Below are 25,411 nucleotides of genomic sequence, written 5' to 3'. Positions count from 1 at the left end.
GAAACGGTCCCGTTCTTTTATGTGAATCAAGTTAGTTAGTGGACCACAGCTTAATTCGGTCTTGGATATGCTTGGTAAAAGATTCTTCCATTTCTTGTACTCCGGCTTTCTCCAGTTCTGCCATATAGGCATCCCAAACCTTGTCGAAGTTTTCCGGCTTGGTCATGACAGCTTCCGGAATTCGTTTCCATGTAATATCCTTCATCTTGGCTCCGAGAATAACAGCCGGATCGTCATTGGGAAGAGACATCGTGTAAGCTGCTCCGTATGCTCTCGGTTGGAATTCATCTTCCTTCGGGAATAGATCCTTCCAGTGCTCAATCTTATAGCCCTTCAGAACTTCCTTCTCCGACTTGTTATAAGTCGCCGTCAGCAGTTCCGGATAACTACGAGTAAAATAGTTGCCAGTTGAGTCCTTGATGCCATCACCATAATGGACCATCAAGTTCCAATATAGACCGATTCCGGACTCTTTTTGGAAAGCCGCATTGTCATTGTTCATCCGTTCAAGTACAGCCGGAATAATCGTCCGTTTGCCGTCTTTAACCGTGTAATGCTTGCCTTCAATTCCCCAGTTATTCAGGACTTGACCTTCTTCCGATGCCAGAAAATCGAGGAACTTAATAGCGCGTACCGGGTCCTTGCACTTGCTTGAGATCGAAATTCCGTATCCCCCATCAAAACCAGGCAGCCAGAAGTTGGTATCCTTGTACTCCTTGCTCATGGTGACTGGGTAATGACCGTAAGTCTGGTCGAATTTGCCTTCCGCCTTCAGTGCATTTTGTCCATCGCCATAGTCCCATTCTGGATCGGCTAGACCCAGTACGCGGCCAGAAGCCACTTTTGCCTTAAACTGATCGGTCTTCTGCACGAAGCTTTCCGAATCAAGCAATCCAATGGCATTCATGTGATTTAACCAACGGAAATATTCCTTTTCTTCCGGTCGGCGGAAATGATAAGTCGCTTGGTGTGTTTTTTGATCAATGTAGTATTCGCCGTCGTCTGGTCCCCCGGTCGTTTGGAAGCCTGAGTTGGTTACCTGGTACATATGCCAATCGTCGGCATTTAGGGACAGTCCGATATTTTTGTTGCCATTTTCGTCCGTCGGATGCTTGGTTATATAGTCCTTAATGACTTTTTCGAAATCCTGTACTGTACGAATGTCCGGGAATCCCGCTTCCTTGACGACACGGTGCTGGAGTTTAAATCCTACGTCGGGTTTGATTTTTTCTTCTTCGACAGCGGACCAGGTCGGAATAACATAGATGGATTGGTCATCTAAACTGTACTTCGCCCGAACAAGCTTGTCTCCTAGCATTTTTTTGATGTTTGGTGCATGTTTGTCGATCAAATCCGTCAAATCAATGATTGCGCCAGCATCGACAAGTTTGCCGACATCCGCCTTAGCAGCGATTAAATCAGGATAGTTTCCTGTGGCTGCAATCAATGAAATCTTTTGGACCGGGTCGCCGACAGCGAATTCAGCATCTAGAGTTACTCCGGTTTTTTCCGCGATGACCTTGCCGACTTCATCCTTCATATTATTCCAATTCGTGCTGGAGTCTTCCGAAAAATAAGTAAGCGTGATGTCACCTGTAGTTACGGCCTTGGTAGCCTCAGACGGATTATTACCGCTGCACCCTGCTAGGGTAGCCACTAAAGTCAGTGACATTACGAAAGATACGATCATTCTGTTTTTTCTTGACTTCATGGAGCGAAACCTCCCTGTATAATGAATGTTTGCTGCTTCGTTTTAGCTTTTTACCGCTCCAAGCGTCATACCTTTAACAAAATATTTTTGTAAAAAAGGATAGACGATAAGAATCGGCACGGTAACAATGATGGTAATTGCCATTTTAACCGATTCCGGGGATACCTGTGCCATACGCTCCGCCATATTGGCAGCGTCCTGGGAATTGGTTGCGCTTGTTGTCGTACTTTGCAAAATTTTCATCAATTCATATTGCAGGGTCGTCAACGATTCATTGGACCCATTAAACAGATAAGTATCGAACCAAGAGTTCCATTGCCCAACGGCCAAGAAGAGTGCTACGGTCGCTAATGCCGGTTTGCAAAGAGGAAGTATAACGCGCCAGTAGATTGTGAAATCGTTGGCACCATCCAGCTTGGCTGATTCCTGTAACGCATAAGGCAGACCGTCAATGAAGGAACGAATAATGAAGACGTTAAACGCACTTACAAGACCTGGTAAAATATAGACGGCAAATGTATCAATTAGATGCAGTTCCTTCATCAGGATAAAACCTGGAATTAACCCCCCGGAAACATACATAGTGACAGCAAGAAAGATGGAGATGAACCTTCTAGCTTGAAAATCACTTCGGGCAAGTGTATAGGCAAGCATCGAGCCGCTGACCAAACCCGCTACGGTGCCAATGATGGTCCGCAGAAAGGAGATCTTGAATCCAGTGATTAACCCCTCATAGGTGAAAATCAAATCGTAATTCTTCAACGTAAATTGCCTTGGCCAGATGGTGATTCCCCCTCTAATGGTGTCTACCGAATCGTTAAAAGAGATAGCCAGCACATTTAAGAACGGGTAGATCGTCAGAACGGTGACCACAATCATGAAAAGATAAACAACTACCCCCAGGATTCGGTCTTGTGGTGATTTCGCCTGAAGCTTGTTGTTTAATCCGCCGACCGGCGTAGTGCTTTTGACAGCCTCCATGTCCATTCTCCTCCTTACATAATGCTCTCGTTGGTATAGCGCTTAAAGATTCCGTTAGCCGCAAACAATAGGACTAGGCTGATCACCGAATTGAAAATATTAATGGCCGTTCCGAAAGAGTAACGTCCCATCGCCAGACCATAATTAAGCGCATACAAATCAAGTACTTCAGAGTAATCGATGACCAGGTGATTGCCCAGCAGAAATTGTTTCTCGAATCCCGTACCGAGCAGATGGCCAATAGACATAATCAGGAGAATGATAATGGTCGGCCGGATTCCCGGCAGCGTAATGTGCCACATTTGCTGGAATCGGCTAGCGCCGTCCACCCGCGCAGCCTCGTATAATTCAGGACCAATACCGGCGATGGCAGCCAGATAAATAATGGCGTTCCAACCGGTTTCCTTCCAGATGTCTCCGAAAGTTACAACCCACCAAAATAATTTACCTTGGGCCATAAACTGGACTGGCTGATCGATGATGCCTAGACCCATGAGCATATCGTTTACGACACCGCCATCCGCTGAAAGCATTTTGGTGACGATGCCTGCAGCAACCACCCATGAAACAAAGTGTGGCAGATAAGATACGGTCTGAACAAATCGCTTTATCACTTGTATGCGAACCTCGTTGAGCAATAGAGCAAAGACAACCGGTACAATAAAACCAGCGACCAGTCCCATAAGACTCATAGCCAACGTGTTCCGCAGTACTTGGTAGAAATGATCATCTTGGAACAAAGTACGAAAATGCTCCAAGCCCACCCACTTCTGTTCAAAAAAACTCAAACCGGGTCTGTATTTCTGAAATGCCATTGTCCAGCCCCATAGCGGCAAATACTGAAAGACGAAGACCCAAATAACGAACGGAATAGACATGTAGTAAAGATACCTTTGGCTTTTAAATACCTTCCAAGCATTCCTCTTCGGTTTTTTGTATACGTTTTCCGAATTTGCTGTTACCGCTTTCATTTTCTCATCCCCTCTCTTAAAATCCATCATAAAACAGAGGAGAGTCAGAGCCCAGATAACGGATTTCGGGAAAAATCATCCACAAATTATGGATTTCTATATTCCGACGGTGAACAGCCTTCGTACCTTTTGAATTTGCTGTAAAAGTAGTTGACGCTTGTGTAGCCCACGCTTTCAGCGACTTCGTAAACTTTCATTCCCTGATCCAGTAGCTCCTTTGCCTTGTGGATACGGACTCTGTCCAGATAGGTGTTAAAGTACTCCCCTGTCTTGTTCTTAAAGAGCTGGCCCAAATAGGCGGTACTGTAGTTTAGTAGTCCGGCTAACGCTTCCAGCCTCAGGTTGTCTGCATAATGCTTGTGAATAAAGTCGATCATTTTTTTGAATTCCTGCTCCTTTCCACGAGGTTCGGAGTCTTTCGCCAAAGCTAGCAGGAAACGGTAGGTCTCTTCCAAAAGGTCATCTAGGTGATCATGCTGGTATATCCCATTCAAAAAACGGGAAACTTCCTCCGTCTCTTTCAACTCGATACAGAACCCCGCGGTCAGCTTGTGAATGATCGCATTGGATAGAAAGAAGAACGACTCTTTGATCGACTTTTCATCTTGCCCCTGTTGGAGAAAAAATGCTGCCACCTCGTTCAACAATGGTAGTATGACATTCTGGTTTCCTACTTCCAGACTGTAATACAGGCGGAAGATGAATTCCTCCATCGTTTCTTCAGCTTTATCGACAGACAATCCGGGGGAAGCCAGCGAAGGAGAAAAGAAAGGATACGGATCTAGCAGTCGGTTCTTCTCGCTGAAAAAGGATCGTTTTACCGCTTCCTGGGCCTTTAAAAAAGATTTGCAAATATCTTCGGGAGCAGTTACTCCCCCTCCGGTTGCAGCGGCGAACCGGACCTTATCCGCAGCGTTACGAATCTCGTTGTACAGAGTTTCGCGTCGTTGTCTTCCACGCAGCGGCTCGTTGAGCAAAAGGACCGTATACGGCGGGATTACTGTGACAAGTCCCATCATCTGCCCCTCGATCGTTGCCTTCAATCCATTCGAAAGCTGGTATGCGATATCGGAACGGTCCACTTCGGAAACGCGCGGATACACGACCACAACTTCGTAGTGGGTCCACAACAAGTCTGCTTCTACTGCCTTACTTCTCAACTTGGTGGGATCTTCCGTCTTCTCTTGAGAGACGAGCAGGCTGTGCAGGTATAAATCCCGATTTATAACCTCCTTCTTACGCCACTCCCGTTGAAGGCGCTCCTCTTCGATCCGCTCGCGTACCTGCTTTAAACTGGCCGACATTTCAACAATGTCCACCGGTTTAAGGAGATAGCCGCACACCCCGTATTTGATCGCTTGCTTGGCATACTCGAAGTCGGCATATCCACTGAGGATCATAAAATGTAAATGATGACCGTCAGATCTCAAGTGCTCAATCAACTGTAAGCCATCCATAACCGGCATGCGGATATCGACGATTACGACATCGGGGGACTTTTCCTGGATGACTTCCAATGCTTCTTTTCCATTGGCTGCCGTAGCTGTAACGGTAAACCCAAGACTCTCCCATGGAATCAGCGTTTGAAGGCCTTGACGAAGCTTCGGCTCATCGTCAACGATAACTACCTTAATCATTTGGATTCACCCCCAGGTATGAAAAACTGAATACAAGTGCCTTTCCCCGGCTCGCTCTCAATGCTTAAGGCACTAGAGGTCCCATACAATAAGACAAGACGATCGTTTACATTTCGCAATCCAATTCGCTGGACCTCCTGCTCATGTACGGATGCAGCAAGCTCTTCTCGTACAAGGGCGAGACGATCACCTGTGAAACCGGCGCCGTTGTCACATACCATAACTCGGACCCCTTCTGGGATTTCCTTTACTTTCACTTCAATGACAGCTCCTTCTGCTTGATTATCCAGACCGTGTACAATAGAATTTTCCACCAATGGTTGGATAATCAGAGGTGGAACCAACATTTCCTCCAAATCCGGATCAATCGTTAAGCGATACTCCAAACGCTCTTCATACCGGAACTTTTGAAGATCAAGATAACAGCACACCCGCTCAAGCTCTTTACGCAGCGGAATCTTGTCGTTACCGGCCTCCAGACTGCTGCGTAACAACGCGCTCAACTGCCATACTGCTTTGGCGATATCGTCCTGTTTGCGAATGTGGGCTTCCATTCTGATGGACTCCAAAGAATTGAAGAGAAAATGCGGATTAATCTGGCTTGCCAGCATTTTAAACTTGATCTCGTTTTGCCTTTGCTCCACCAGACTTTTCTGACGATTCGTTTCTTGAACCTCCTGGACCAAATGGTTTACGTTACTGACGAGCGCGTTAAATTCTCTCGATAGTAGACCAACTTCATCTTTTCCGTCGATATGGAGATAGGTTTGCCATGAGCCCGCCCCTACTTGGGTCATATGCTTGCTCAAGCGGAGAATCCTTCTGGATAATAGCGAAGCAGAAGCATAGATAAGTAAGGCTGCAAATATCAGGCTGGCCGTGATCACGACTCCACCGAGCCATATCACTTGATTAGCATCTCGGGTAATCTCGGAAACGGAAAAAACGGAAATAATGCGAAGTCCATTCCAGCTGTTCTGTGGCGTTAGATTTGCGATCACCACTTTTGACGCTTTTCCGTTAATGAGTGTGTTGTAACTTCCCTCCTGTTGGAAAAGTATATTCTCGTCGGCATGAATTTCAGATAGATTCTTTCCGAACAACTCTGCTTCATTGGACGCGACGATCTGATTCCGGTTATCCACGATCAAGGTAGGGAACGATTCCTGATTCAGGATTGAATTTAATTGGCGCTTACTAACATTGATGACCAATACTCCTTTTTGCCCTAGTGAATTCACTGCGAATGAACGAATCAGGCTGAGATAATCGGCATCGTCCCTCTCATCCTTGATTAAGTTCCAGCCAGCCAATCCTTTCTGTGCGATGGCCTCCTTGTACCAATCTGCGGTTGTGATTCTTTCGTCCGGCTGAATAAATTCCCAGTTGTTCAATGCTCCAGGATTAGAGACATAGACTCGGATGCCGGATATCTCTTTGTACAATTGGAGGTAGTCACGAATACCTGTATACTCCCGATAAGCCTGAATGACTTCGATGTAGCTGTCATACTTTTGGCTAGCCACCATTTTCATCCGATTGTCATTGGTTAGCCGGTATGAGATGTCCAGCGGCACTTTAATCAATTCTTCTGTACGATTTCGGACCCGCTCGACATTGTTGGATACTTGCATAAAAGCGTCCCTAATGACGGCCTCTCGGAGCTTTCCCGTCAGAAACAGGCCACATAACAGCAAGGGAAGAACAGCTACCGAAATGAATGTAAGCGTCATCTTCTTCCTTAGTTTCATATCATTCATCATTCGTATAAAAAACATGGCTTGCCCTCCCCGATCAGTACGCTGATACGCGCAAAATACCCCTTTTCATACAAAAAGGGGCATGCATAACTCAATCAATTGTTTTCTATCTTTCGCCAATTGTACTGTTGTACTGATCCTTTAAGCCCTAAGCCTTGCTGGACTTTATGGCCCGAAGCCTGAACCATCCACTTTCATAGTCTTTCTGTCTATAGACAAGAGGGAGGCCCAACTTCATAAGCCTATCCCCCCCATGGATAGACTTTTGCCCGCTATTTCCTGACTGAACTTCATATTCGAGCTCTGGATTTAGTCCATCAAGGCGCAGAGCTCGCCAAGGCGCGTTCGGGACAGCCATCACTTGGAAATAGTAGACGACGGCATCCTCTTGGTCTTCGGAAACAAACATCCAAGCCGACTCGTTATGTTCAAACGGACTCTTTAAGCGATACAAGTCACCCTTCTGTACTAAGCCACGAATCTGCTTGTATGCTGTGACTTGACGTTTAACCGTCTCTTTTTCCTCATCAGTAAATTTCGTGAGATCAAGCTCATATCCAAAATTTCCAGACATGGCGACATCACCTCGAAAATCAAGGGGCGTTATGCGTCCAACTTGATGGTTCGGAACGGCCGACACATGGGCTCCGATGGCGCTTACGGGATAGACAAGGCTAGTTCCATATTGAATCTTCAGGCGTTCCACCGCATCGGTATTATCACTAGTCCAGACTTGAGGCATGTAGTAAAGCATGCCTGGATCAAAACGTCCTCCACCACTTGAGCAACTCTCAAAAAGAATATGCGGAAATTCGGTGGTGACGCGCTCTAACAGCTCATACAATCCAAGAACATAGCGATGGGCAGTCTCGGATTGGCGTTCCGGCGGCAGATCAGCGGAACCAATTTCCGTCAGGCAGCGATTCATATCCCATTTCACGTAAGAGACTGGGGCACTGGAGAAAATGGCCGCCAGCGAATCGTAGATGTAATCGCGTACTTCCTTGCGAGTATAGTCCAGCACCAGCTGCCATCTGGCTTCGCTACGTCGCCGCCCTGGAACATGAAGGCACCAGTCTGGATGCTTCCGGTACAGCTCACTATCTGGGGAGATCATCTCCGGCTCGAACCAGAGTCCGAATTTAAGACCCAGCTGATTGATACGTTTGGCAACATCGGCCAGTCCGTCTGGCAGCTTCCGACGATCCTCGTACCAATCACCGAGAGACGAATTGTCAGAATCCCGTTTGCCGAACCAACCGTCATCCAAGACAAAGAGTTCGATGCCTAGCTCAGCCCCCTCTTTCGCTATCGATACCAACTTATCCGCATCGAAGTCAAAATAGGTAGCCTCCCAGTTATTGACCAGAATAGGGCGTTCTTCATCCCTATATGTCCCTCGGCAAAGCCGAGTCCGATACAAGCGATGATATGTACGCGACATTTCTCCCAGTCCTTGACCGGAATAAACCATAACGGCTTCTGGCGTTTGGAAGCTCTCCCCTGGATTCAGTAACCATGAAAAGTCAAACGAGTTTACGCCAATGCTAAACCGTGTAGAGCCAAATGAATCTAATTCTGCTCCCGCCTCAAAGCCTCCGCTGTACACAAGGCTAAAGCCGAATGCCTCACCCTGGCTTTCCGTGGTCTCCTGCGTGACTAATGCAGTAAAAGGATTGAGCTGATGGCTGCTCATGCCTCTTTTACTATCAATTCGGGTTTCACCTTGAAGAATCGGTTTGCGGGTAATATTCCCTTCCCGAGCCCATGCTCCCGAAAGATACATGAACTCTAAATCGCTTTTCCCCGCGAAATCGACACTGGCACTTAGCGCGCGGAGGAGTCGAAGATTTTGTTCCCCCGCATTACTTAGACGAGCCGAACGAGCGATTACGTTTCGATCCGCGAAGACGGTGTAAAGAAGAACCACTTTAAGACCTGAAAAGGCATCTTTTAATTCCAGTTCCAACGTATCCGCTTCGGCTTCATTCTCGGTATAAACGGCCGGAAGCCCGGGTAAAGATGGCTTTCCCTTAATGATCCGGTAACCATCGTACTTTAACTCCGTGATGCGTGTTCCATCCTCAAGCTCTACTTGATACGCCGGTGTACGGAAGTCTCCACTCCCATACTGCGGGTATTCTTGCGGCAGCCGATCTAATCCAGCCGTCGCGGGAGTGTGAAGCAATAGATCAGCCATGGGCTCACGGTGCTTCAAACTGTCTCCCCAGTATACATGCACAGGAAATCCATCGACAATCTGAATAATATAACTCATGCCCGACGACTGCAAATGAAACAGCCCCGGTTGCTCTTGAACAATGATACCCATTGGGAAAATAACCCCTCTCTTAGATAATAATCATCGGAGATCCACACCTAAAATGGCACTTAGAACAACCCTTTTGTAACAGCCATCAACTAAGTCCATATGGTGTAAAGCTTGATAAGATTCAATGATATAGCAATAGGTTCTATAGAAATCATATATTAATTTTAGATATGAAGTACATGGCATGGTACTCACTATTTATGTTATAATGCTTGATAATTTACATAAGGAGATATACCGTGATTGAGTATTTGCCACGTAGTAAACATCACTCTGAATTGTATCTAACTCAGTTTGGCATAGAGGAATGCATACCCGGTCACTTTTTTGGACCTGCTATAAGAGATCACTATCTGCTCCATTATATTTTGGACGGGGAGGGTACCTTCGAGGTCGGTGGGTTCAGTTATCGCTTACGGAAAGGACAATGGTTCCTAATCTGCCCGCAAGTCATCACTTATTATCAAGCCGATGTAGTGAATCCTTGGTCTTATTGCTGGTTTGGTTTTAACGGGTCACTGGCAGAAACACTCCTCAAGCAGGCAGGCCTGACGATGATGTCCCCAATCCTCTACTTTGAAGGAGAGCATTTGATTTATCAGTATTTGCAGCAAATGAACGAATCAAGTGGGTATCATAAAGCTCGGGAAACCAGATTGGCCGGGCTGCTTTACTCAATGTTATCGGAGCTAATTGAGTTCAGTCCGGCAACGTTCTCTGGACAAAAGGAAGGTCGGGCGGAAATTTACGTTGAAAAAGTGAAGGATTTTATCGAAATGAATTATGCTCAGAAAATTACCATTGAGCATATTGCAAATTTTATCGGACTCAATCGGAGTTATTTATGTTCGTTATTTAAACAACGAGTAAGCACAAGCATTCAGGACTATCTGATTCGCTACAGGATCAACAAAGCTTGTGAAATGATGGGTAACGCTGAACTTTCGATAGGCGATATTTCCCGTTCAGTCGGCTATAATGACCCTTTACTCTTCTCAAAAATTTTTAAAAAGGTAAAGGGATTCTCTCCCAAACATTATCGAGCCGAAACCCATGCTCAAATGCAAAACGACTACTGAAATTACCAGTAGAAGCCTCTAACGAATAAAAGAGGTCAACCAGAAAACTGGCTGACCTCTTTTATGTTTATTTTGCAGTTTGTCCTTCCAAATAAGAAACAGGTTCTTTAACCTCTACTTTGGTACCGCCAAATTCATCCTTAATGTACTTTTGAGTATCCTCGTTATGATAGAGATCCGCTAATTTTTGTAGTCCCTTATCGTTTGCCTTATCCGATGAAGTTACCAGAACGTTAATATTGTTCTTTGTTGCCTGACTGATCTCTTCGTGGAACAAGGAATCCTTCAGTACATTCAGACCGCCTTCTAAAGCAATCGTGTTCCCGATCAACACCAAGCCTACATCTTGAATCACGCGTGGACCAGTTTTGTCGTCGATGAGTTCAAATTTCAAGTTTTTTGGGTTACTCGTAATATCATTGACTGTACCTAAAGCATCATTAAAGTCAGCTTTAAGTTTAATCAAACCGGATGCTTCCAACAGCTTCAAACCTCTTGCTGTATTCGCCGGATTGTCCGCCAGAGCCACCAGCGCTCCGTCGGTCACTTCATCAATACTTTTGAACTTTTGCGAATAAATCCCCATCGGCTCCAGATAAGTAGTGGCTATCGCCTTCAAATCGGCTTTGCTCTCTTTGTTATAGCTCACTAGATATGCCCACGATTGGAATGCATTTACGTCCACATCGCCTTGTTTAGTCGCATTGTTCGTTTCGATTCCACCGTTAATTTCCTTTACTTCAATATCCAGCTTGGCATCCTTGGCGGCCTGGGATTGAGCAATATGCTTCCAAATCTGCGCGTCAGACCCCATGGAGCCAATGACTACCTTTTGCGTTTCCGCACCGGAAGCGGAGCTGGAGCCATTACTGTCTGTACTTTTATTACCGCACCCTGCGGCTACGAGTAATAAACTAATCCCTAATAGTAAAACGAACGATTTCTTCATGTTGTTTTCCCCCAGATCATGCTAGTATGCTAGTGCATCGTCATTCCACCTGTAACATTAATCGCTTGTCCTGTCATATATGCGGAGAGCGGACTTGCCAAAAACAGCACCACATTGGCGACATCCTCTACCTCGGCGGTTCTCCCCAATGGTACCTGCGAACAATCTTCTTCATATATCTCCTGGGCGGTCATTCCGCGAATGACGCCCCCTTCAATCCGCTCACGATGCTTCATCGGCGTTTCTACGATACCTGGACAAACCGCATTCACCAAAATTTGATGCGGAGCAAGCTCAATGGCCATCACCTTGGTCAAGCCGAGAACCGCATGTTTGGATGCACAATATCCGCCCATAGCCCGATATCCATTTTTTCCAGCCTGTGAAGCAATTTGGATAATTCGCCCCGGTTTACGCGCATCCACCATTTCCTTGGCAAACCGTTTGGACGCTACATACAGCCCGGTTGAATTGATCGAAAATACTTTCTCCCAATCAGCCAACTCACTATCAATGACATAATCCATCGTAGAAGTACCTGCGCAGTTCACCAATATGTCAGGAACTCCCGTTTCGCTGATTAGCAGATTGCACCATCTTTCGATATCATCCGGCTTGGATATGTCCAATTGAGTTTCAACCAACTGTGAATTGATCACTCTATACGGCTCTTCATATGAAATATCAGCAGAAATCACCTTAGCTCCACTTTGAATGAAAAGCTCTACAATCCCCTTGCCTATACCCGACTTACCGCCTGTCACTACTGCTGTCTGATGAGATAGGTCTATTGAAATCATAGATTTTAAAATACTCTTTTGAAAGGATCGCGACTAATGCCAGCCTCCAAAACAATCTTCACATATTCCTGCGCGGAGAAAAGGGAATGATCCTTATAGTTTCCGCATTCCAAAGCAGTAACAGCCGGTACTTCTGTCGTTTCCAGAATTCTCTTCAACGTTTTTTCCAAAGCAAGTGCAATTTCCTCAGGCTCGTGTTCATTCCATAAAATCAAGTAGAATCCCGTTCTGCAGCCCATAGGAGAAATATCAATAATTCCCTTGATTTCGTCTCTCAGATACGTCGCCAATAAATGCTCCAGCGTATGTACAGCAGCTGTTGGCAGTGCGTCTTCATTCGGTTGCAGAAATCTCAAGTCATACTTTTGTACCGTGCTTCCTTTTTCATCATGCTCTACTCCCGCTGCTCTTACATAAGGAGCCTTTACAATCGTGTGGTCTAATTGAAAGCTTTCTACTTTTGCCATTTTGCTCATCCTCATTTTCTATAATTTATATTTTTGATCTAATAACGACTACTCAACATTTGTGCTATTTTTTTAAAAATTTAATGCTTTAAATCAGCATTTTTGCAATTATACATCGGATTACTCGGTTTTACCACTATAATTATTATTTTATTTCTTATTTCTTTGTCCGTCTCTCCTTTGCCTGTACGTTTTGACATAGTGTACAATATATACGGTAATCCATTTTTACGAAATAGATCGAGGACATCGTAAGCCTCATTTAGGAGAATGCTCTGTGAATGAACCGGATTGGAAGCACTTGAATGCTGTCCCTTTGCCCTTGCAGGAATTTCAGCTACAGCTGGACCAGAACAGTGTTGACGCCAAGCAACTAGAGGAATGGAGAAAGATTCCCGTCCTTTATCAACTCGCTCTGGAGGAGTTAAAGAATAAAATTAAGCTGATCCAGACGGAATGGAAACTGATAGATGGTTTTAGCCCGATTGAGCACATTAAAACCCGGATCAAAGAACCCCACAGCATTGTGGAAAAGGTTCGGCGCAAAGGGCATGAGGTCACCCTGGACAATATATTGCGTGAAATTCATGATATCGCAGGCATGCGCGTGGTATGTGCTTTTGTCAAAGATATCTATCGTCTGATGGATCACCTCCGCACACGGGAAGACATTCGGATTCTAGAGGTCAAGGACTATATTGCCCATCCTAAGCCCAACGGCTATCAGAGCCTACATGTCATTGTGGAGATTCCGCTAATCCTGTTTGAGGGCACACGCTGGATTAAGGTCGAAATTCAATTGCGCACATTGGCTATGGATTTCTGGGCCAGTATGGAGCATATTTTGTACTATAAGTTTGATAAGAAAGTGCCCGAACACGTGGTTAACGGGTTGACCGAAGCTGCACGTGCAACCTACGAACTGGATCAGAAAATGCTCAAATTGCGTGGCGAAATTTTATCGCTTAGCGAGGAACAGGATGTGGAAGAGGCCTCGGTCAAACGAGCCGAGGAGTCAGCTTTGAAGGCACTTTCCCTCCCCGCAGATCACGCCACTTCTCGGTCGCAGACGTGCTAGGCATACAGGCACAGGATAACTAAAGCATTCAATCGAGGCTGTTCCCTCTCTCGTGCTGAAGCTTAGGAACTTATGTATGATGTATAAATAAAGAGCCGTCAAAACCACTATGATCATGGTTTTGACGGCTCTTTTATATATTTTTTAATCCAATATTACTGCTTCTCGTGAATCTCTGTGCTGATTTTCTCTACGATGTCCGCAATGCTGAATGATCCCAGATCGCCTTCGCCCCGTTTACGCACAGCTACAGTACCGGTTGTTTTTTCATTTTCCCCGATAACGAACATGTATGGAACCTTCTCCAATTGCGCTTCACGGATTTTATAACCAAGCTTCTCATTCCGAGTATCCACTTCGACGCGCAGACCCGCTTTCAGCAACGCTTCCTGCACCTCATTGGCAGTCTCGATATAGTTCTCGGATACAGGCAACAGCTTCGCATGAACAGGAGCCAACCACAATGGGAATGCACCTGTAAAATGCTCAGTCAGAATGCCCATGAAGCGGTCAATCGAACCGTAGATGGCACGGTGAATAACGACTGGACGGTGCTTCTGGTTGTCCTCGCCCACATAAGTGAGGTCGAACTTCTCAGGCATTTGGAAGTCCAATTGGATTGTTCCGCACTGCCAGCTGCGTTTGAGTGCATCGAGAATGTGGAAGTCAATTTTTGGACCATAAAATGCTCCATCTCCCGCATTAATACGGTAGTTCATGCCCAGATGTTCCAGCACGTTTTGCAAAGCTTGTTCCGCTTGATCCCACAGCGCTGGCTCACCCATAAAGTCATCTGGACGAGTGGACAATTCCACTGTGAATTCAAAGCCAAACACACTGTACATTTCGTTAATCAGCTTGATTACGTCTGTAATCTCTTTTTCAATCTGTTCTGGTGTCACGAAAATATGCGCATCATCCTGACAGAATGTACGAACACGCATCATACCGTTCAACGCACCGGACAGCTCATGACGATGCACTTGTCCAAATTCGGATATACGAATCGGCAGGTCGCGATAAGAATGAAGTTCATTTTTAAACACAAGCATATGCCCCGGGCAGTTCATCGGTTTCAGAGCAAATGTAGTTTCGTCTACTTCGGAGAAGTACATGTTTTCTTTGTAATGGTCATAGTGTCCTGATTGTTCCCACAGACGGTTGTTCATCATCAGCGGTGTACGTACTTCCTCATAGCCATGCAAACGTTGAATGTCACGGGAGTAATCTTCCAGCGCAGTACGGACAACCATACCTTTAGGCAGGTAGAACGGCATGCCAGGTGCTTCTTCGGAGAACATGAACAGTTCCAGTTCCTTACCCAGCTTGCGATGGTCGCGTTTTTTCGCTTCCTCCAGCAAGTGCAGATGCTCATCCAGTTGCGCTTTCTTCGGGAATGCTGTTCCGTAGATCCGTTGCAGCATCTTATTGTTGGAATCGCCTCTCCAGTATGCACCCGCTACACTTAACAGTTTAAACGCTTTGATACGGCCAGTTGATGGCAAATGCGGACCACGACACAGGTCAAAAAATTCGCCTTGATCATAAATCGTAATTTCCGCTTCTTCCGGCAAATCACGGATCAGTTCCAGCTTCAATGGATCTTCCAGTTCACCAAAAATGCGAGTGGCTTCCTCACGGCTGACCACACGACGTGTAATCGGCAGATTTTCCTGCGCGATCTTCGTCATTTCCTTTTCGATCTTCGCCAGATCGTCAACGGACAATGGGTTTTCGATATCAATGTCATAGTAGAATCCGCTGTCGATGACCGGACCAATACCCAGCTTCACGTTTTTCTCACCGTAAATGCGTTTGAGCGCCTGTGCCAGCAAATGCGCTGTACTGTGACGATAAATTTCCAGGCCGTCCGCACTGTCCAGCGTAATAATTTCAAGGTCAACGTTCTGATCCAAAACGGTGTTCAGATCTACAGCCTTCCCGTTCACTTTACCTGCTACTGCATTCTTTTTCAGACCGGAGCTGATCGAACCCGCCACGTCGGCAATGGATACACCCTGCTCGTACTCGCGCACGGCTCCATCCGGCAATTTCACTTGAATACTCACGATTAAAGCCTCCATTTCAAATTGTGTGCTATATCAAAATTGAACGCAAAAAAACGCCTCTCTCCCTCAAGGGACGAGTGCGTTCAGCTCGTGGTTCCACCCTAGTTCGGCTCGCTACTGTACGTACATTCATGTTCATCGGAACATGCTCATGCACGACCTGCGTGGCCCTCCATTGGTATCCGTTAACGGGGATAAATCGGTGGGCGCTTACTGATGTCACTGCCACCTTGCACAGTTACATGTTCAACGTCACGGCTACAAAGGGGTAACTTCACATGCGGTTGCCGGAAAAGCTCTCAGCCTCGTCTTTTCTCTCTGAACGGCCCTTCAAGGAAATCATGTCTTTGGTCAATGCCTTGAATATTACTATATGCTTCAGCATTATAGTTCAAATTCACAGGTATTTCAAGTGGGCGTTTATGTAATTTTATGCCCGTTATTGATCATCTGGCTGTGGAGACGAATCGGCTTATATTTACACACCACTAAAACCATTGTAAAATCATTTTATCTAGACGATACCGTACAGAAAGAGAGCGCGAGAGATGCCTAAGATTATTGTCACAGAAGAACAATGGATTCAAAAAGGAATGGAACGTTTTGAGCAGGGTGGGATCGATCAACTTGTTGTTGAAAAAATGGCCGCTGCTTTAGGGTGCAGTAAGAGCAGTTTTTATTGGTATTTTAACAATCGCAACAGCTATATTCGACAGATTGTAGAGACATGGAAGGCACAGACGACGCAACAGGTTATGGCCGCGTCCATCACCCATGCTGCCGCAGATGAGCGGATTCGAGAAGTGCTAACCCAGATGTTCGGCAAGACGAAACGGGGAGATTTTCTGTTTTATCTACGCAGGCTGTCATTGAAGGATGATAGTTACCGTGCTTTACTCGATGAAGTTGAACAGATGAGAATGGAGTTTATGAAAGAGCTTTTAATCCAGAAGGGAATGCAGCCAGAAAAAGCCTTTCAGAGATCATGGATATTGTACCATTACTACTTGGGTTGGTATGAGCGTCACAAGCAAGAGACGTTAAGTGAAGAAGCCATTCAGCAGCATATTCATATGATTTGGACAGAGTGGATTTCAAATTAAGGAGGGAAGTCAGATGTTGGAGTTACTTACATGGGCAGTTGGCGGAATTTTATTTATACTGAGCGGCATGCATGTATATTGGGTATTCGGCGGACAAAAAGGTGCTAAGGCAGCGATCCCAAGCACGGGAACGGATTTGCTCTTTATACCCTCCAAAATAGGGACATCAATTGTTGCCTTTTTACTAGCTTTAGCCGCTTGGTTCGTCCTGCAGCTAGGGGGAGTTGCACCATTTCGGTTTTTTCATTCCTTCTATTCCTACGGTGCAGGCTTGTTGTCGAGCTTATTTATTTTACGTTCAATAGGAGATTTCAAATGGGTTGGGTTCTTCAAGAGAAAAAAAGGAACTGTTTTTGCAAAATGGGACACCGTGCTCTACTCGCCCCTTTGTTTTCTCTTGGGAACAGCCATTTTAATGATCATGCTTTTGCGTACGGCATAGCCTAAAGATGATCTTTACCCGTTTTGTTTCTTTCGTACGTCTCCACTCGTTTCTTTCTCAGTGAAAAAGTACAGTAAAGCCAGCACAGGCAAGATGACTCCAATCAGAGCACTTAAATTCCAACCACCTAATGCGTAAGACCAACCACCTAATGATGATCCAATCGCTCCACCTATGAAAAAGATAGACATGAATAATCCGTTCAGACGCCCTCTCGCTTCACTTCCCAAGGAGTAAATAACACGCTGTCCAAGCACAAGATTTCCCGATACAGCCATATCCAGTGTAATGGCTGAAATAAAGAGAAGGATGAGCGCAGCCGTCGAATGACTTTGAAAAATATAGATGACCAAAAAGGACAAGGCGGCAATGACCATAGCTAGCCCGGTTAATACTTTGCTCCAGCCTTTGTCAGCCAATCTCCCGGCAATCGGAGCAGCTATTGCGCCGCCTACACCTACTAAAGCAAACAGTGCAATCCCTTGCTGAGACATGCCGAAATCATCCGCCAAGCGTAGAGGAACAACCGTCCAAAACAGGCTGAAGGCGCCAAATAAGCAGGCTTGATACAGGGCACGCCGGCGCAATGCAGGCGTTTGTTTGAACAGAGTACCTAGTGAGAAAATCAGTTTACTGTAAGATACCGTAGGCACAGGCTTGCGCTCCGGAAGTGCTTTCGACAGGAGAATCGTCAACAACGTCAAAACAATGGCTGACATAATAAATACGGCTTGCCATCCCCAGATGCTGGTTATGAAGCTTGCCAATGGACGTGCGAACATAATCCCTAGCAGGAGTCCACTCATAACATTCCCTACAACCCGTCCGCGCTGCTCTTCGGATGCTAAATAGGTAGCATACGGCACCAGTATTTGGGCAACTACAGATCCAACTCCAATGAACAAGGATGCAGTAAGGAACAACGTGGCATTGGGGGCGAAGGCAGCAACGAGCAATGCACAGACTGTAATGATGAGCGATACGATCATTAGACGTCGATTTTCAATAATGTCACTAATCGGTACGATAAACAGCAATCCCACAACATAACCGATTTGAGTTAAGGTGACAATGAAGCCCGCTGTTGTGGAAGAAAGACCCAGCGCCACATGAATAGGCCCTACCAGAGTTTGAGCATAGTAAAGGTTGGCAACAATAAGGCCACATGCTGCTGCCAACAGAAACATCATCCAATTTGAAATACGGTTACCTTCTACGGCTTGTTGTTCTCTTTGCATGATAATCCTCCTCAATAATTTAAATACTGAACGTATAGTTCGTTAATTCGATAATCAAATAATATACTGAACGTTTCGTTTTGTAAATAGGCAAATTCAAATTTTTATTCTTACCCGATATTTGATATACTGAACGTATAGTTTACTTTTCTATGTTTTCTTATATCTATGTAAGAAGGTGAGCATTCCAGTGCAGAGTAAAAGAGGACGTCCGCGTAATGTTGAGTCGCAAAAATCTATCCTTACCGCTTCTTATGAACTACTGTTGGAGCAAGGATTTGGGGCTGTTACGGTAGAAAAAATTGCTGAGCGAGCAAAAGTGAGCAAAGCCACCATATATAAATGGTGGCCTAACAAAGCTGCCGTAGTAATGGATGGTTTCCTATCAGCTACCATGGCAAGATTGCCCGTACCCGACACAGGTCGTGTATTGGACGATATTCTTATTCATGCTACGAATTTAGTACGGTTCCTAACCAGTCGAGAAGGTAAAATCATTACGGAGTTAATTGGTGAAGGGCAACTTGATCCAGGATTAGCAGAGGCATACCGAACACGATATTTCCATCCTCGAAGACTTGAAGCCAGGCATCTAATTGAGCGGGGAATTGAGCGCGGGGAATTGAAGGAGCATCTCGATGTTGAATTATGTATCGATCTCATTTATGGGCCGGTTTTTTATCGATTGCTGGTAACTGGTTATCCATTAGACGATGCCTATGTACGACAATTAGTCATGAATGCGTTTGAAGGCATTAGCTTGGACTGAATTGCGAATGCCATATAAGCGGCGACCGTTCTCCCGTGCAATAAACCCTCAGACTGCACCAAGCAGCCACCACAGAGTATTCTCTGAGAATGGCTGCTTTTTTCTTTTCTCTTTCTTCTTTTTTCCTTTTTCTTTTACCCGCCGATCCTCTATGCTAACTCCTGATTTATTTATTCGTCAGGATCTGTACTAATCTTTTGCAGTAAGTCGATTAGAAGGTCCTCTTCCTCTTCGGATAAATTGCGGGCAAGACCGGTATTGAGCTCGTCCAATATCCCTTGTAAGACAGGAGCGAATTCTAACGCCTTGGCCGTAGGAGACACAAGTTGGGAACGACGATCATTGGGGTCCGTTTTACGTTCAATGTAGCCTGATTCCTCTAATTGTTTTACAGAGCGTGTCGTGGTTGCCTTGTCAAATTTAAGTTCATTCGTCAGCTGCTCCTGTGTAATGCCCGGCCGCTGCAAAATCAGCTTTAGGAAACTGTGTTGTCCCCCACTGCCGATTCCATAAGGAGCCAGTTTTTTGGACAGTATTTTTTGATTTCGACGGTACAGGTGGGAAATTAGCTTTCCAATCGGTTTTTTTCTCATCAAATACACCTCATTGGCTTGAAAATGGCAATCCCCAGCTGGGACCAAAACAAAGTTTACAATACTATTGTTGCGCACGCAACTAATTTGCTGTACACTAGAACCGTTCATTTAGTTGCGCATGCAACTAATAAAAAGGGCTTTCAACGATAAAGAGGTGTTCATAATGAGTTCAACTGCTACAACTGTTGCAACCTATCAAGAGAATATCGAAGTTCAGAAGAAACGTTGGATGATTTTGATTGTTTTAAATCTGTTTACGTTTATGTCCACTTTGGATGGAAGCATCGTTAATATTGCTCTTCCTGTGTTGTCCCGCACGTTACACTTACCTGTGGCACAAATTGAATGGGTGACAACCGCCTATTTAATGGCGATATGTACCGCTATTTTATTTTTCGGCAAGCTGGGGGATATGGTCGGTAAAATCAAAATATTCAAAATCGGCACAATTATATTCATTCTCGGCTCCCTATTGTGCGGTCTTAGCTCTTCACTCTCCCTATTGCTGATTTCCCGCATCATTCAGGCCATTGGAGCATCCATGACCATGGCGAACAGCCAAGGGATCGTAACAGATATCTTCCCGTCCACTGAACGGGGCAAAGCGCTTGGCCTCATCGGAACCTTCGTTTCTCTGGGCAGTATCGCCGGGCCGAGCTTGGGCGGTATTATTGTCTCCTCGCTGGGCTGGCAATACATTTTCTGGGTCAATGTACCGATAGGCCTGGTCGCTGTCTTTCTTGGCTGGAAGCTTCTACCGAAGGATCTGATCAAGGTGAAGGATAAGGTTGACATTCCCGGCAGCCTGGTGTTTGCCATTTTTATTCTGACCTTGTTCGTCGGATTGTTGCTGGGACAGCAGGTCGGGTATGGAGACGCACGTATTATTGCTTCACTGGTGGTGGCTGTAGTTGCTTTTGCCGTATTCATTCGGTTGGAATTGCGTCGTCCACAGCCACTGTTACAGCTCGCACTATTCAAAAATCCGCTGTTTTCGCTCAGTATTTTGTGTGCTTTTCTGGTGTTTGTCGCTAACTTCTGCTTTAACATCATTTCGCCTTTCTATGCGCAGAATATGCTGAACTTGTCGCCTTTTTATGCCGGATTTCTGCTGATGTTGTTCCCCATCTCTATGGTTATTGTGGCCCCGCTCAGCGGTGCGCTTTCCGATAAAATCGGGTCTGAACTGCTCACTTTCGCCGGGCTGGTCGTTATGGTCGTTGCCCAAATTGGATTAGCCCAGCTGCATGCAGGCAGCTCCATCCCGCTCGTCGGTCTGTGGATTGCCATGCTGGGTATTGGCAGTGGTTTATTCCAATCGCCGAACAACTCGCTGATTATGTCCAAGGTACCCCGCACACAGCTTGGCTCGGCCGGAAGTGTTAATTCGCTGGTGCGCAACGTCGGTATGGTTGTGGGGATCACGCTGGCCACATCCATTCTCTTTTATATTATGAGTAAAGAGGCTGGTTATCGGGTCACCGGATTGGTTCCGGGTCACCCTGAAATTTTTCTGGCAGGCATGCATGTAGTCTTTATGACGTCTGCCTCCATCTGTCTTGTGTCGGCATTGTTAACAGGCTGGAGGCTGATCGGGGCTAAACGGGCAAGAACGCAACAAGAAAAGAGTTAGGGCCTCCTTACACTTCTACTAAACGCCCGTTCTCTCTCCAGGATTGAAGTATTTTCTCAAGTACCCACTGATTCTTGTATCCGTCATCGAATAATGGGGCTCGGTCCACGAACTCCCCCCTTGCCAGCTTAACAAAATCGCCATCGGCTGTATGATTATAGATTGGTGGGACAGCCCAATTCTCGTATTCGGCATCCGGGTGTTCCAGGTCACGCAGCACGATGCGAATACTTTCCGGATTATTGAGACTAGCGTGCAGCGTACCGACCTCGCCGTAGATATCCACTTCGATATCGTGACGTTTGCCGATGGCATTTTTGTGAGTGATGAAGGTACCCACGGTATTATCGCCAATGATACCATGAAAGGCGGCGAGATCTTCCACATCCACTTTTACAGGCAGACCCGTGACCGGATCGGGCCGCTCAGGTGTAATGATATGTAGCAGCGCCGCGACGCTTTTAAATTCACCAATCAGAAAACGGGCCAGATCAATAATATGTGAGGCAGTATCCCCCACGACTCCAGAGCCGGCCTTGGCTAAATTGTGTCGCCATGTATACGGATGCTGACGATACGGTGAAAATGAATCCATTAGATAGCGGAATTGAATATTGTAGATTTTACCCAGCTTATGCTCTTCCAGCAGTTGCTTGACATATTGGAAGGCCGCTCCGTAGCGATGCTTGTAGTGAACCAGCAAAGGCACGGGATTCGCAGTATACAGCTTTTTCAATTCACCTGCCTCAGACCACGTGAGCGTCAATGGTTTTTCTGCCAGTACAGCTTTATGTTCTTCCAGCGCAATCCTAATAATGTCAAAATGCACATCATTGGGTGTCAGCGACAGAATCGCATCTACCTTTGGGTCACGGATCAATGCTTCATAATGGGAGTACCGCTTGGAAGCAGGCAGTTGCAATTGCTCTCCGATGACTTGAAGGCGGTTCGCGTTTACATCACTAACGGCCACAATCGATACCCCCGACATGCTGTGTAATGATCTGATATGATATTCAGCGATCAAGCCCAAGCCGATGATCCCCACCCGAATGGGTAGGATTGGGGAGGTAAAGGTACTCATATGTTCAGAATTCCCTTCTTTGCAATTTGGTTTGATATCTGGAGCACATTTCTTTTTGCTATGCAGTATCACCCTTACCTTTGTAGAATAGTCCCCACCAAGTGAATACAATTCCCCGTAAAAAAAAGAATCTGCAGCTCCGTTGTCCGGTTTTGCAGATTCTTTGTACCTCTTCTCTATATTAACTACATCATTTCGACTACATCAAAAATGTACCTACGACAAAAGATACCCCGATGATGATTGAGCGTAGCAGTTGTGCCAGAGCCACATTGCCTTTAGCAATTTCCTCGCACACCTTGGTACGCGGCGTTACCAGATCAAAAATCACATAGACCAGGCACAGCACTACAATGCCTACGGCCGACCAGGTCAGCATATCGAGCCATGAATGGCTGCTATACGACACCATTCCCACGATGATACACAGGCCTAGCAGCTTTGCCCCCATGTAGATACCTGCCGCTTCATTGCCGCGTGCGATTTCCTTATTATCGTTATAACGTGTCAGCAAGCTGAACACAAAATAACCTACGATTAAGATGGCAAACAAGATAAGCAGGCCGATACCTACATTGCCCAATGCGTTGCCCAAACTGATATGAGAGTCCAATTTTTTTCCTCCTTATGATACTTATGAATAGGGAACAGATCTGTTCGAATAGTATACATTGTGCAATTCGCCTATACAGCGGGTGGATTAGAAGGTTCGTTGGCAACGGAGGCAGCGCAATAATAGGCCATATCCCCTGTTACCTTTTCACCGATTCGCGGCAGGACCCCCGCAAAACGCCCCCCGATCACGAATATGCCTGTCAGCACGTAGCCGTGAAATAGCCCTTCCTCCGTCTGCACCTCTGCGCTCTGCATGGGCCACAGCTGCTGATAAATCTTAGGCTGTCCCTCGTAATAAGCGGCAATATGTGCGGCTTCCTCCTGTTCAGGCGTTAGTGGAGCATCAACTTGATGAAGCAGATCAGGCTGGTCAGCCTTCACATTTTCAACCACTCCCAAGACGCCTTCCAGTCTCTCCTCGGGTTCAGGCTGCTCAATCAAATGCGTCCCTTTACCCTCTCGTCCCCATATACCTTTCGCCACATAAGGCTCTTGATTTTGCAGAAACACGGATGGCTCAAAATATGTAGGTAGCAGGTAGGTTCGTATGACCTCCAGCTCCCGGTCGTCAAATAAACGAAAACCGCAGAACGCTGGTGTCTGCTCATTGCGCTCGTACAGTGACCATACGGTTGCGGTGAACCCTTTGCTCTGGGTAATGATATGCTGCGGCGGATTAATGAGTCCTATTTTCCCGTCTGCCACCATATCCATTAACGCCTGCCCCACCTCAAGCCCCGTGTCCTCTTCCCGATCATCAATCAGGTATTCCAGCGGATACAGGCGATAGAGGATGTGAATCTGCTCTCCCCGGTGATACAATCCTTCGTTCGGGATAATTTCCAGCTCTTCCAATGGCGCATAAACCACTTCAAACCCGGCTTGTTCACATAAACGCATAATATATTTGGTATTCGTCTGATCCTCAACATGCCAATCATAGCAAGTGAAGTGCACCTTTGTCCCCAAACCCTTGCGGCTATAAAAATGAATGAGCTCCGTCAAGGCAGACTGAATCGCCTCATCCATTCCAGATGAGGGTCCATGTAGAGCAATGTCATCCCTTGACATTCCCTCACTATGCAGCACCTCCAGCAGCTTTCCTTCGAGATAAGCCACCTCGGGAATCCCGGTTGGGGTATCGGTGTTATTCTCAATGCACTTGATCCCCGCTTCCCCCACAATCCAGTCCTGTCGGGTGATCCCATCCGGTGCGACCTCCATACGTGCAGCACGCAGCAAGCCTGGATGAATTCCCAACCGCTCCACCAGGTATTCATCCGGCATATAGCGCTGGATGAATTGCTGAACCTTGCGATAAATACGATGTACCGCCTCAGAAGCAGCCTGAAGCTCTGCCAGCTCGCTTTCCAGATACACCGTTAAGGCCGGCACGCAATAGGACTTGCCGTACATACGATGGTACGGAATCATACGGCTGATTTCACCCTGAAAAAGCTCGTCATGTTCATAAGGTAATTGACGAATCGTACGCATGCTCATCTTAACCCCCAGAAAAAAAGCCGCTGTGTGAGCCGCTGCTGCCAAAACCACTGTGTGAGCTGGAAGATGAAGACGAGCTCTTGCGATAAGAACTGGAAGATGAACGGCTGCTATGATATGAGGAGCCTCCGCTATAATAGGTCGATCCGCCATAATAATACCCGCTGCTGCCTGAATCCCGGCAGGCCGTTTGCTCCGATACGGGGAGCTCGTCGCAGTCATAATATTCGTCGTCACCGCAACCCGTCAGAGCGGCTGGGACAGCCAACATCAGGGCAAAGGCCGCCATCCGTGCACGAGAGCCGGGCTTGGATTTCATGGTTTCCCAAGAATGCTCCATCACAGATCGACCTCCTTCACAAACAAATGCACCTTTTTCAGCTGAGGGTCCAATACTGAATATATAAATTCGTATGTTTTGCCACCCAAAACCGTATAGTGATCCAGTAGCCGCTGGGCTAGCTCCAAGGTAAATACCGAACCTTCCCGCTGATCCATGCTACGGAACGCAGGCTCATGCCATACCCAGTACATGGCGCTGAATGTGGAGTTGTAGCCTCCCTCACTAGCCAGGACGAGGTCTGTGATCGACGC

At 46.3% G+C, this 25,411-nt stretch carries 23 protein-coding genes; 6 read left to right on the top strand and 17 right to left on the bottom strand.

The genetic code is table 11. The annotated features are described in order from the left end of the window. Nucleotides 1–31: 31 nt before the first annotated feature. The 6 genes from HFD99_RS19575 to HFD99_RS19550 all read right to left on the bottom strand — a co-directional run bounded on the left by HFD99_RS19575 (nt 32) and on the right by HFD99_RS19550 (nt 9,392). Entirely contained in the window at nt 32–1,711 is a 1,680-nt protein-coding gene (locus HFD99_RS19575; protein WP_016819522.1) for an ABC transporter substrate-binding protein, read from the bottom strand. Nucleotides 1,712–1,753: 42 nt separating this feature from the next. Then, a complete protein-coding gene (locus HFD99_RS19570; RefSeq protein WP_016819521.1) occupies nt 1,754–2,692 on the bottom strand; it encodes a carbohydrate ABC transporter permease in 939 nt (312 codons plus the stop codon). Nucleotides 2,693–2,706: 14 nt separating this feature from the next. Continuing rightward, complete coding sequence (locus tag HFD99_RS19565) at nt 2,707–3,663, bottom strand: ABC transporter permease (RefSeq protein WP_016819520.1); 957 nt, start codon at nt 3,661–3,663, stop codon at nt 2,707–2,709. 86 nt (nt 3,664–3,749) lie between these two features. Further along, on the bottom strand, nt 3,750–5,300 hold the full coding sequence (locus tag HFD99_RS19560; RefSeq protein WP_123796772.1) for a response regulator transcription factor: 1,551 nt from the start codon (nt 5,298–5,300) through the stop codon (nt 3,750–3,752). Continuing rightward, the gene (locus HFD99_RS19555; protein WP_123796771.1) at nt 5,297–7,078 is read right to left on the bottom strand and encodes a cache domain-containing sensor histidine kinase; all 1,782 of its coding nucleotides are present in this window, start codon (nt 7,076–7,078) and stop codon (nt 5,297–5,299) included. Before HFD99_RS19555 ends, HFD99_RS19560 begins: the two co-directional genes overlap by 4 nt. A 130-nt stretch (nt 7,079–7,208) precedes the next feature. Beyond that, nucleotides 7,209–9,392 carry an alpha-galactosidase gene (locus HFD99_RS19550; protein ID WP_123796770.1) on the bottom strand — a complete coding sequence of 728 codons (2,184 nt, stop codon included), beginning with the start codon at nt 9,390–9,392 and terminating at the stop codon, nt 7,209–7,211. 239 nt (nt 9,393–9,631) lie between these two features. Between HFD99_RS19550 and HFD99_RS19545 the strand changes: the two genes are divergently transcribed. Next, on the top strand, nt 9,632–10,471 hold the full coding sequence (locus tag HFD99_RS19545) for an AraC family transcriptional regulator (protein WP_045245060.1): 840 nt from the start codon (nt 9,632–9,634) through the stop codon (nt 10,469–10,471). A gap of 67 nt (nt 10,472–10,538) precedes the next feature. On the opposite strand, the gene HFD99_RS19540 is transcribed toward HFD99_RS19545, so the two are convergent. The 3 genes from HFD99_RS19540 to HFD99_RS19530 are packed head-to-tail and all read right to left on the bottom strand — an operon-like array spanning nt 10,539 to nt 12,687. Further along, on the bottom strand, nt 10,539–11,420 hold the full coding sequence (locus tag HFD99_RS19540) for a MetQ/NlpA family ABC transporter substrate-binding protein (RefSeq protein WP_016819515.1): 882 nt from the start codon (nt 11,418–11,420) through the stop codon (nt 10,539–10,541). A 29-nt stretch (nt 11,421–11,449) separates the two neighbouring features. Beyond that, entirely contained in the window at nt 11,450–12,220 is a 771-nt protein-coding gene (locus tag HFD99_RS19535; RefSeq protein WP_016819514.1) for an SDR family NAD(P)-dependent oxidoreductase, read from the bottom strand. Between the two features lie 5 nt (nt 12,221–12,225). Next, nucleotides 12,226–12,687, bottom strand: coding sequence for an S-ribosylhomocysteine lyase (locus HFD99_RS19530; RefSeq protein ID WP_013369209.1), 462 nt, complete (start codon nt 12,685–12,687; stop codon nt 12,226–12,228). A gap of 277 nt (nt 12,688–12,964) precedes the next feature. On the opposite strand from HFD99_RS19530, the gene HFD99_RS19525 reads away from it, so the two are divergent. Further along, the gene (locus HFD99_RS19525; protein WP_016819513.1) at nt 12,965–13,765 is read left to right on the top strand and encodes a GTP pyrophosphokinase; all 801 of its coding nucleotides are present in this window, start codon (nt 12,965–12,967) and stop codon (nt 13,763–13,765) included. Nucleotides 13,766–13,920: 155 nt separating this feature from the next. Here the strand turns inward: HFD99_RS19525 and thrS are convergent, their stop codons facing one another. After that, on the bottom strand, nt 13,921–15,834 hold the full coding sequence (gene thrS / locus HFD99_RS19520) for a threonine--tRNA ligase (protein WP_016819512.1): 1,914 nt from the start codon (nt 15,832–15,834) through the stop codon (nt 13,921–13,923). 548 nt (nt 15,835–16,382) lie between these two features. On the opposite strand from thrS, the gene HFD99_RS19515 reads away from it, so the two are divergent. After that, nucleotides 16,383–16,937, top strand: a complete 555-nt coding sequence (locus tag HFD99_RS19515) for a TetR/AcrR family transcriptional regulator (protein ID WP_045245061.1) — start codon at nt 16,383–16,385, stop codon at nt 16,935–16,937. 13 nt (nt 16,938–16,950) lie between these two features. Next, nucleotides 16,951–17,379: a DUF3995 domain-containing protein gene (locus HFD99_RS19510; protein WP_045245062.1), complete on the top strand. Its 429-nt coding sequence runs from the start codon at nt 16,951–16,953 to the stop codon at nt 17,377–17,379. Between the two features lie 14 nt (nt 17,380–17,393). On the opposite strand, the gene HFD99_RS19505 is transcribed toward HFD99_RS19510, so the two are convergent. After that, the gene (locus HFD99_RS19505) at nt 17,394–18,617 is read right to left on the bottom strand and encodes an MFS transporter (protein WP_045245063.1); all 1,224 of its coding nucleotides are present in this window, start codon (nt 18,615–18,617) and stop codon (nt 17,394–17,396) included. A 190-nt stretch (nt 18,618–18,807) separates the two neighbouring features. On the opposite strand from HFD99_RS19505, the gene HFD99_RS19500 reads away from it, so the two are divergent. Then, on the top strand, nt 18,808–19,386 hold the full coding sequence (locus HFD99_RS19500; RefSeq protein ID WP_039276702.1) for a TetR/AcrR family transcriptional regulator: 579 nt from the start codon (nt 18,808–18,810) through the stop codon (nt 19,384–19,386). Nucleotides 19,387–19,556: 170 nt separating this feature from the next. Here HFD99_RS19500 and HFD99_RS19495 read toward each other — a convergent pair whose 3' ends face one another. Continuing rightward, nucleotides 19,557–19,979 carry a MarR family winged helix-turn-helix transcriptional regulator gene (locus tag HFD99_RS19495; RefSeq protein WP_123796769.1) on the bottom strand — a complete coding sequence of 141 codons (423 nt, stop codon included), beginning with the start codon at nt 19,977–19,979 and terminating at the stop codon, nt 19,557–19,559. 166 nt (nt 19,980–20,145) lie between these two features. On the opposite strand from HFD99_RS19495, the gene HFD99_RS19490 reads away from it, so the two are divergent. After that, a complete protein-coding gene (locus HFD99_RS19490; protein WP_016819506.1) occupies nt 20,146–21,615 on the top strand; it encodes an MFS transporter in 1,470 nt (489 codons plus the stop codon). Nucleotides 21,616–21,622: 7 nt separating this feature from the next. On the opposite strand, the gene HFD99_RS19485 is transcribed toward HFD99_RS19490, so the two are convergent. The 5 genes from HFD99_RS19485 to HFD99_RS19465 all read right to left on the bottom strand — a co-directional run bounded on the left by HFD99_RS19485 (nt 21,623) and on the right by HFD99_RS19465 (nt 25,315). Next, entirely contained in the window at nt 21,623–22,699 is a 1,077-nt protein-coding gene (locus tag HFD99_RS19485; RefSeq protein WP_031462777.1) for a Gfo/Idh/MocA family protein, read from the bottom strand. 199 nt (nt 22,700–22,898) lie between these two features. Continuing rightward, nucleotides 22,899–23,312 (bottom strand): DUF350 domain-containing protein, encoded by a 414-nt coding sequence (locus HFD99_RS19480; protein ID WP_031462776.1) that lies wholly within the window; start codon nt 23,310–23,312, stop codon nt 22,899–22,901. A 71-nt stretch (nt 23,313–23,383) separates the two neighbouring features. Further along, complete coding sequence (locus HFD99_RS19475) at nt 23,384–24,817, bottom strand: glutathionylspermidine synthase family protein (RefSeq protein ID WP_049828241.1); 1,434 nt, start codon at nt 24,815–24,817, stop codon at nt 23,384–23,386. Nucleotide 24,818: 1 nt separating this feature from the next. Beyond that, entirely contained in the window at nt 24,819–25,157 is a 339-nt protein-coding gene (locus tag HFD99_RS19470; RefSeq protein WP_031462774.1) for a hypothetical protein, read from the bottom strand. Continuing rightward, entirely contained in the window at nt 25,157–25,315 is a 159-nt protein-coding gene (locus tag HFD99_RS19465; protein ID WP_225164838.1) for a hypothetical protein, read from the bottom strand. Before HFD99_RS19465 ends, HFD99_RS19470 begins: the two co-directional genes overlap by 1 nt. Between the last annotated feature and the right edge of the window lie 96 nt (nt 25,316–25,411).

It is taken from the genome of Paenibacillus sp. EKM301P (genome assembly GCF_011800295.1).
Lineage (GTDB): Bacteria > Bacillota > Bacilli > Paenibacillales > Paenibacillaceae > Paenibacillus > Paenibacillus polymyxa.
The sequence above is the reverse complement of the archived record's forward strand: the minus strand, read 5'-3'. Positions and strand labels throughout refer to the sequence as shown.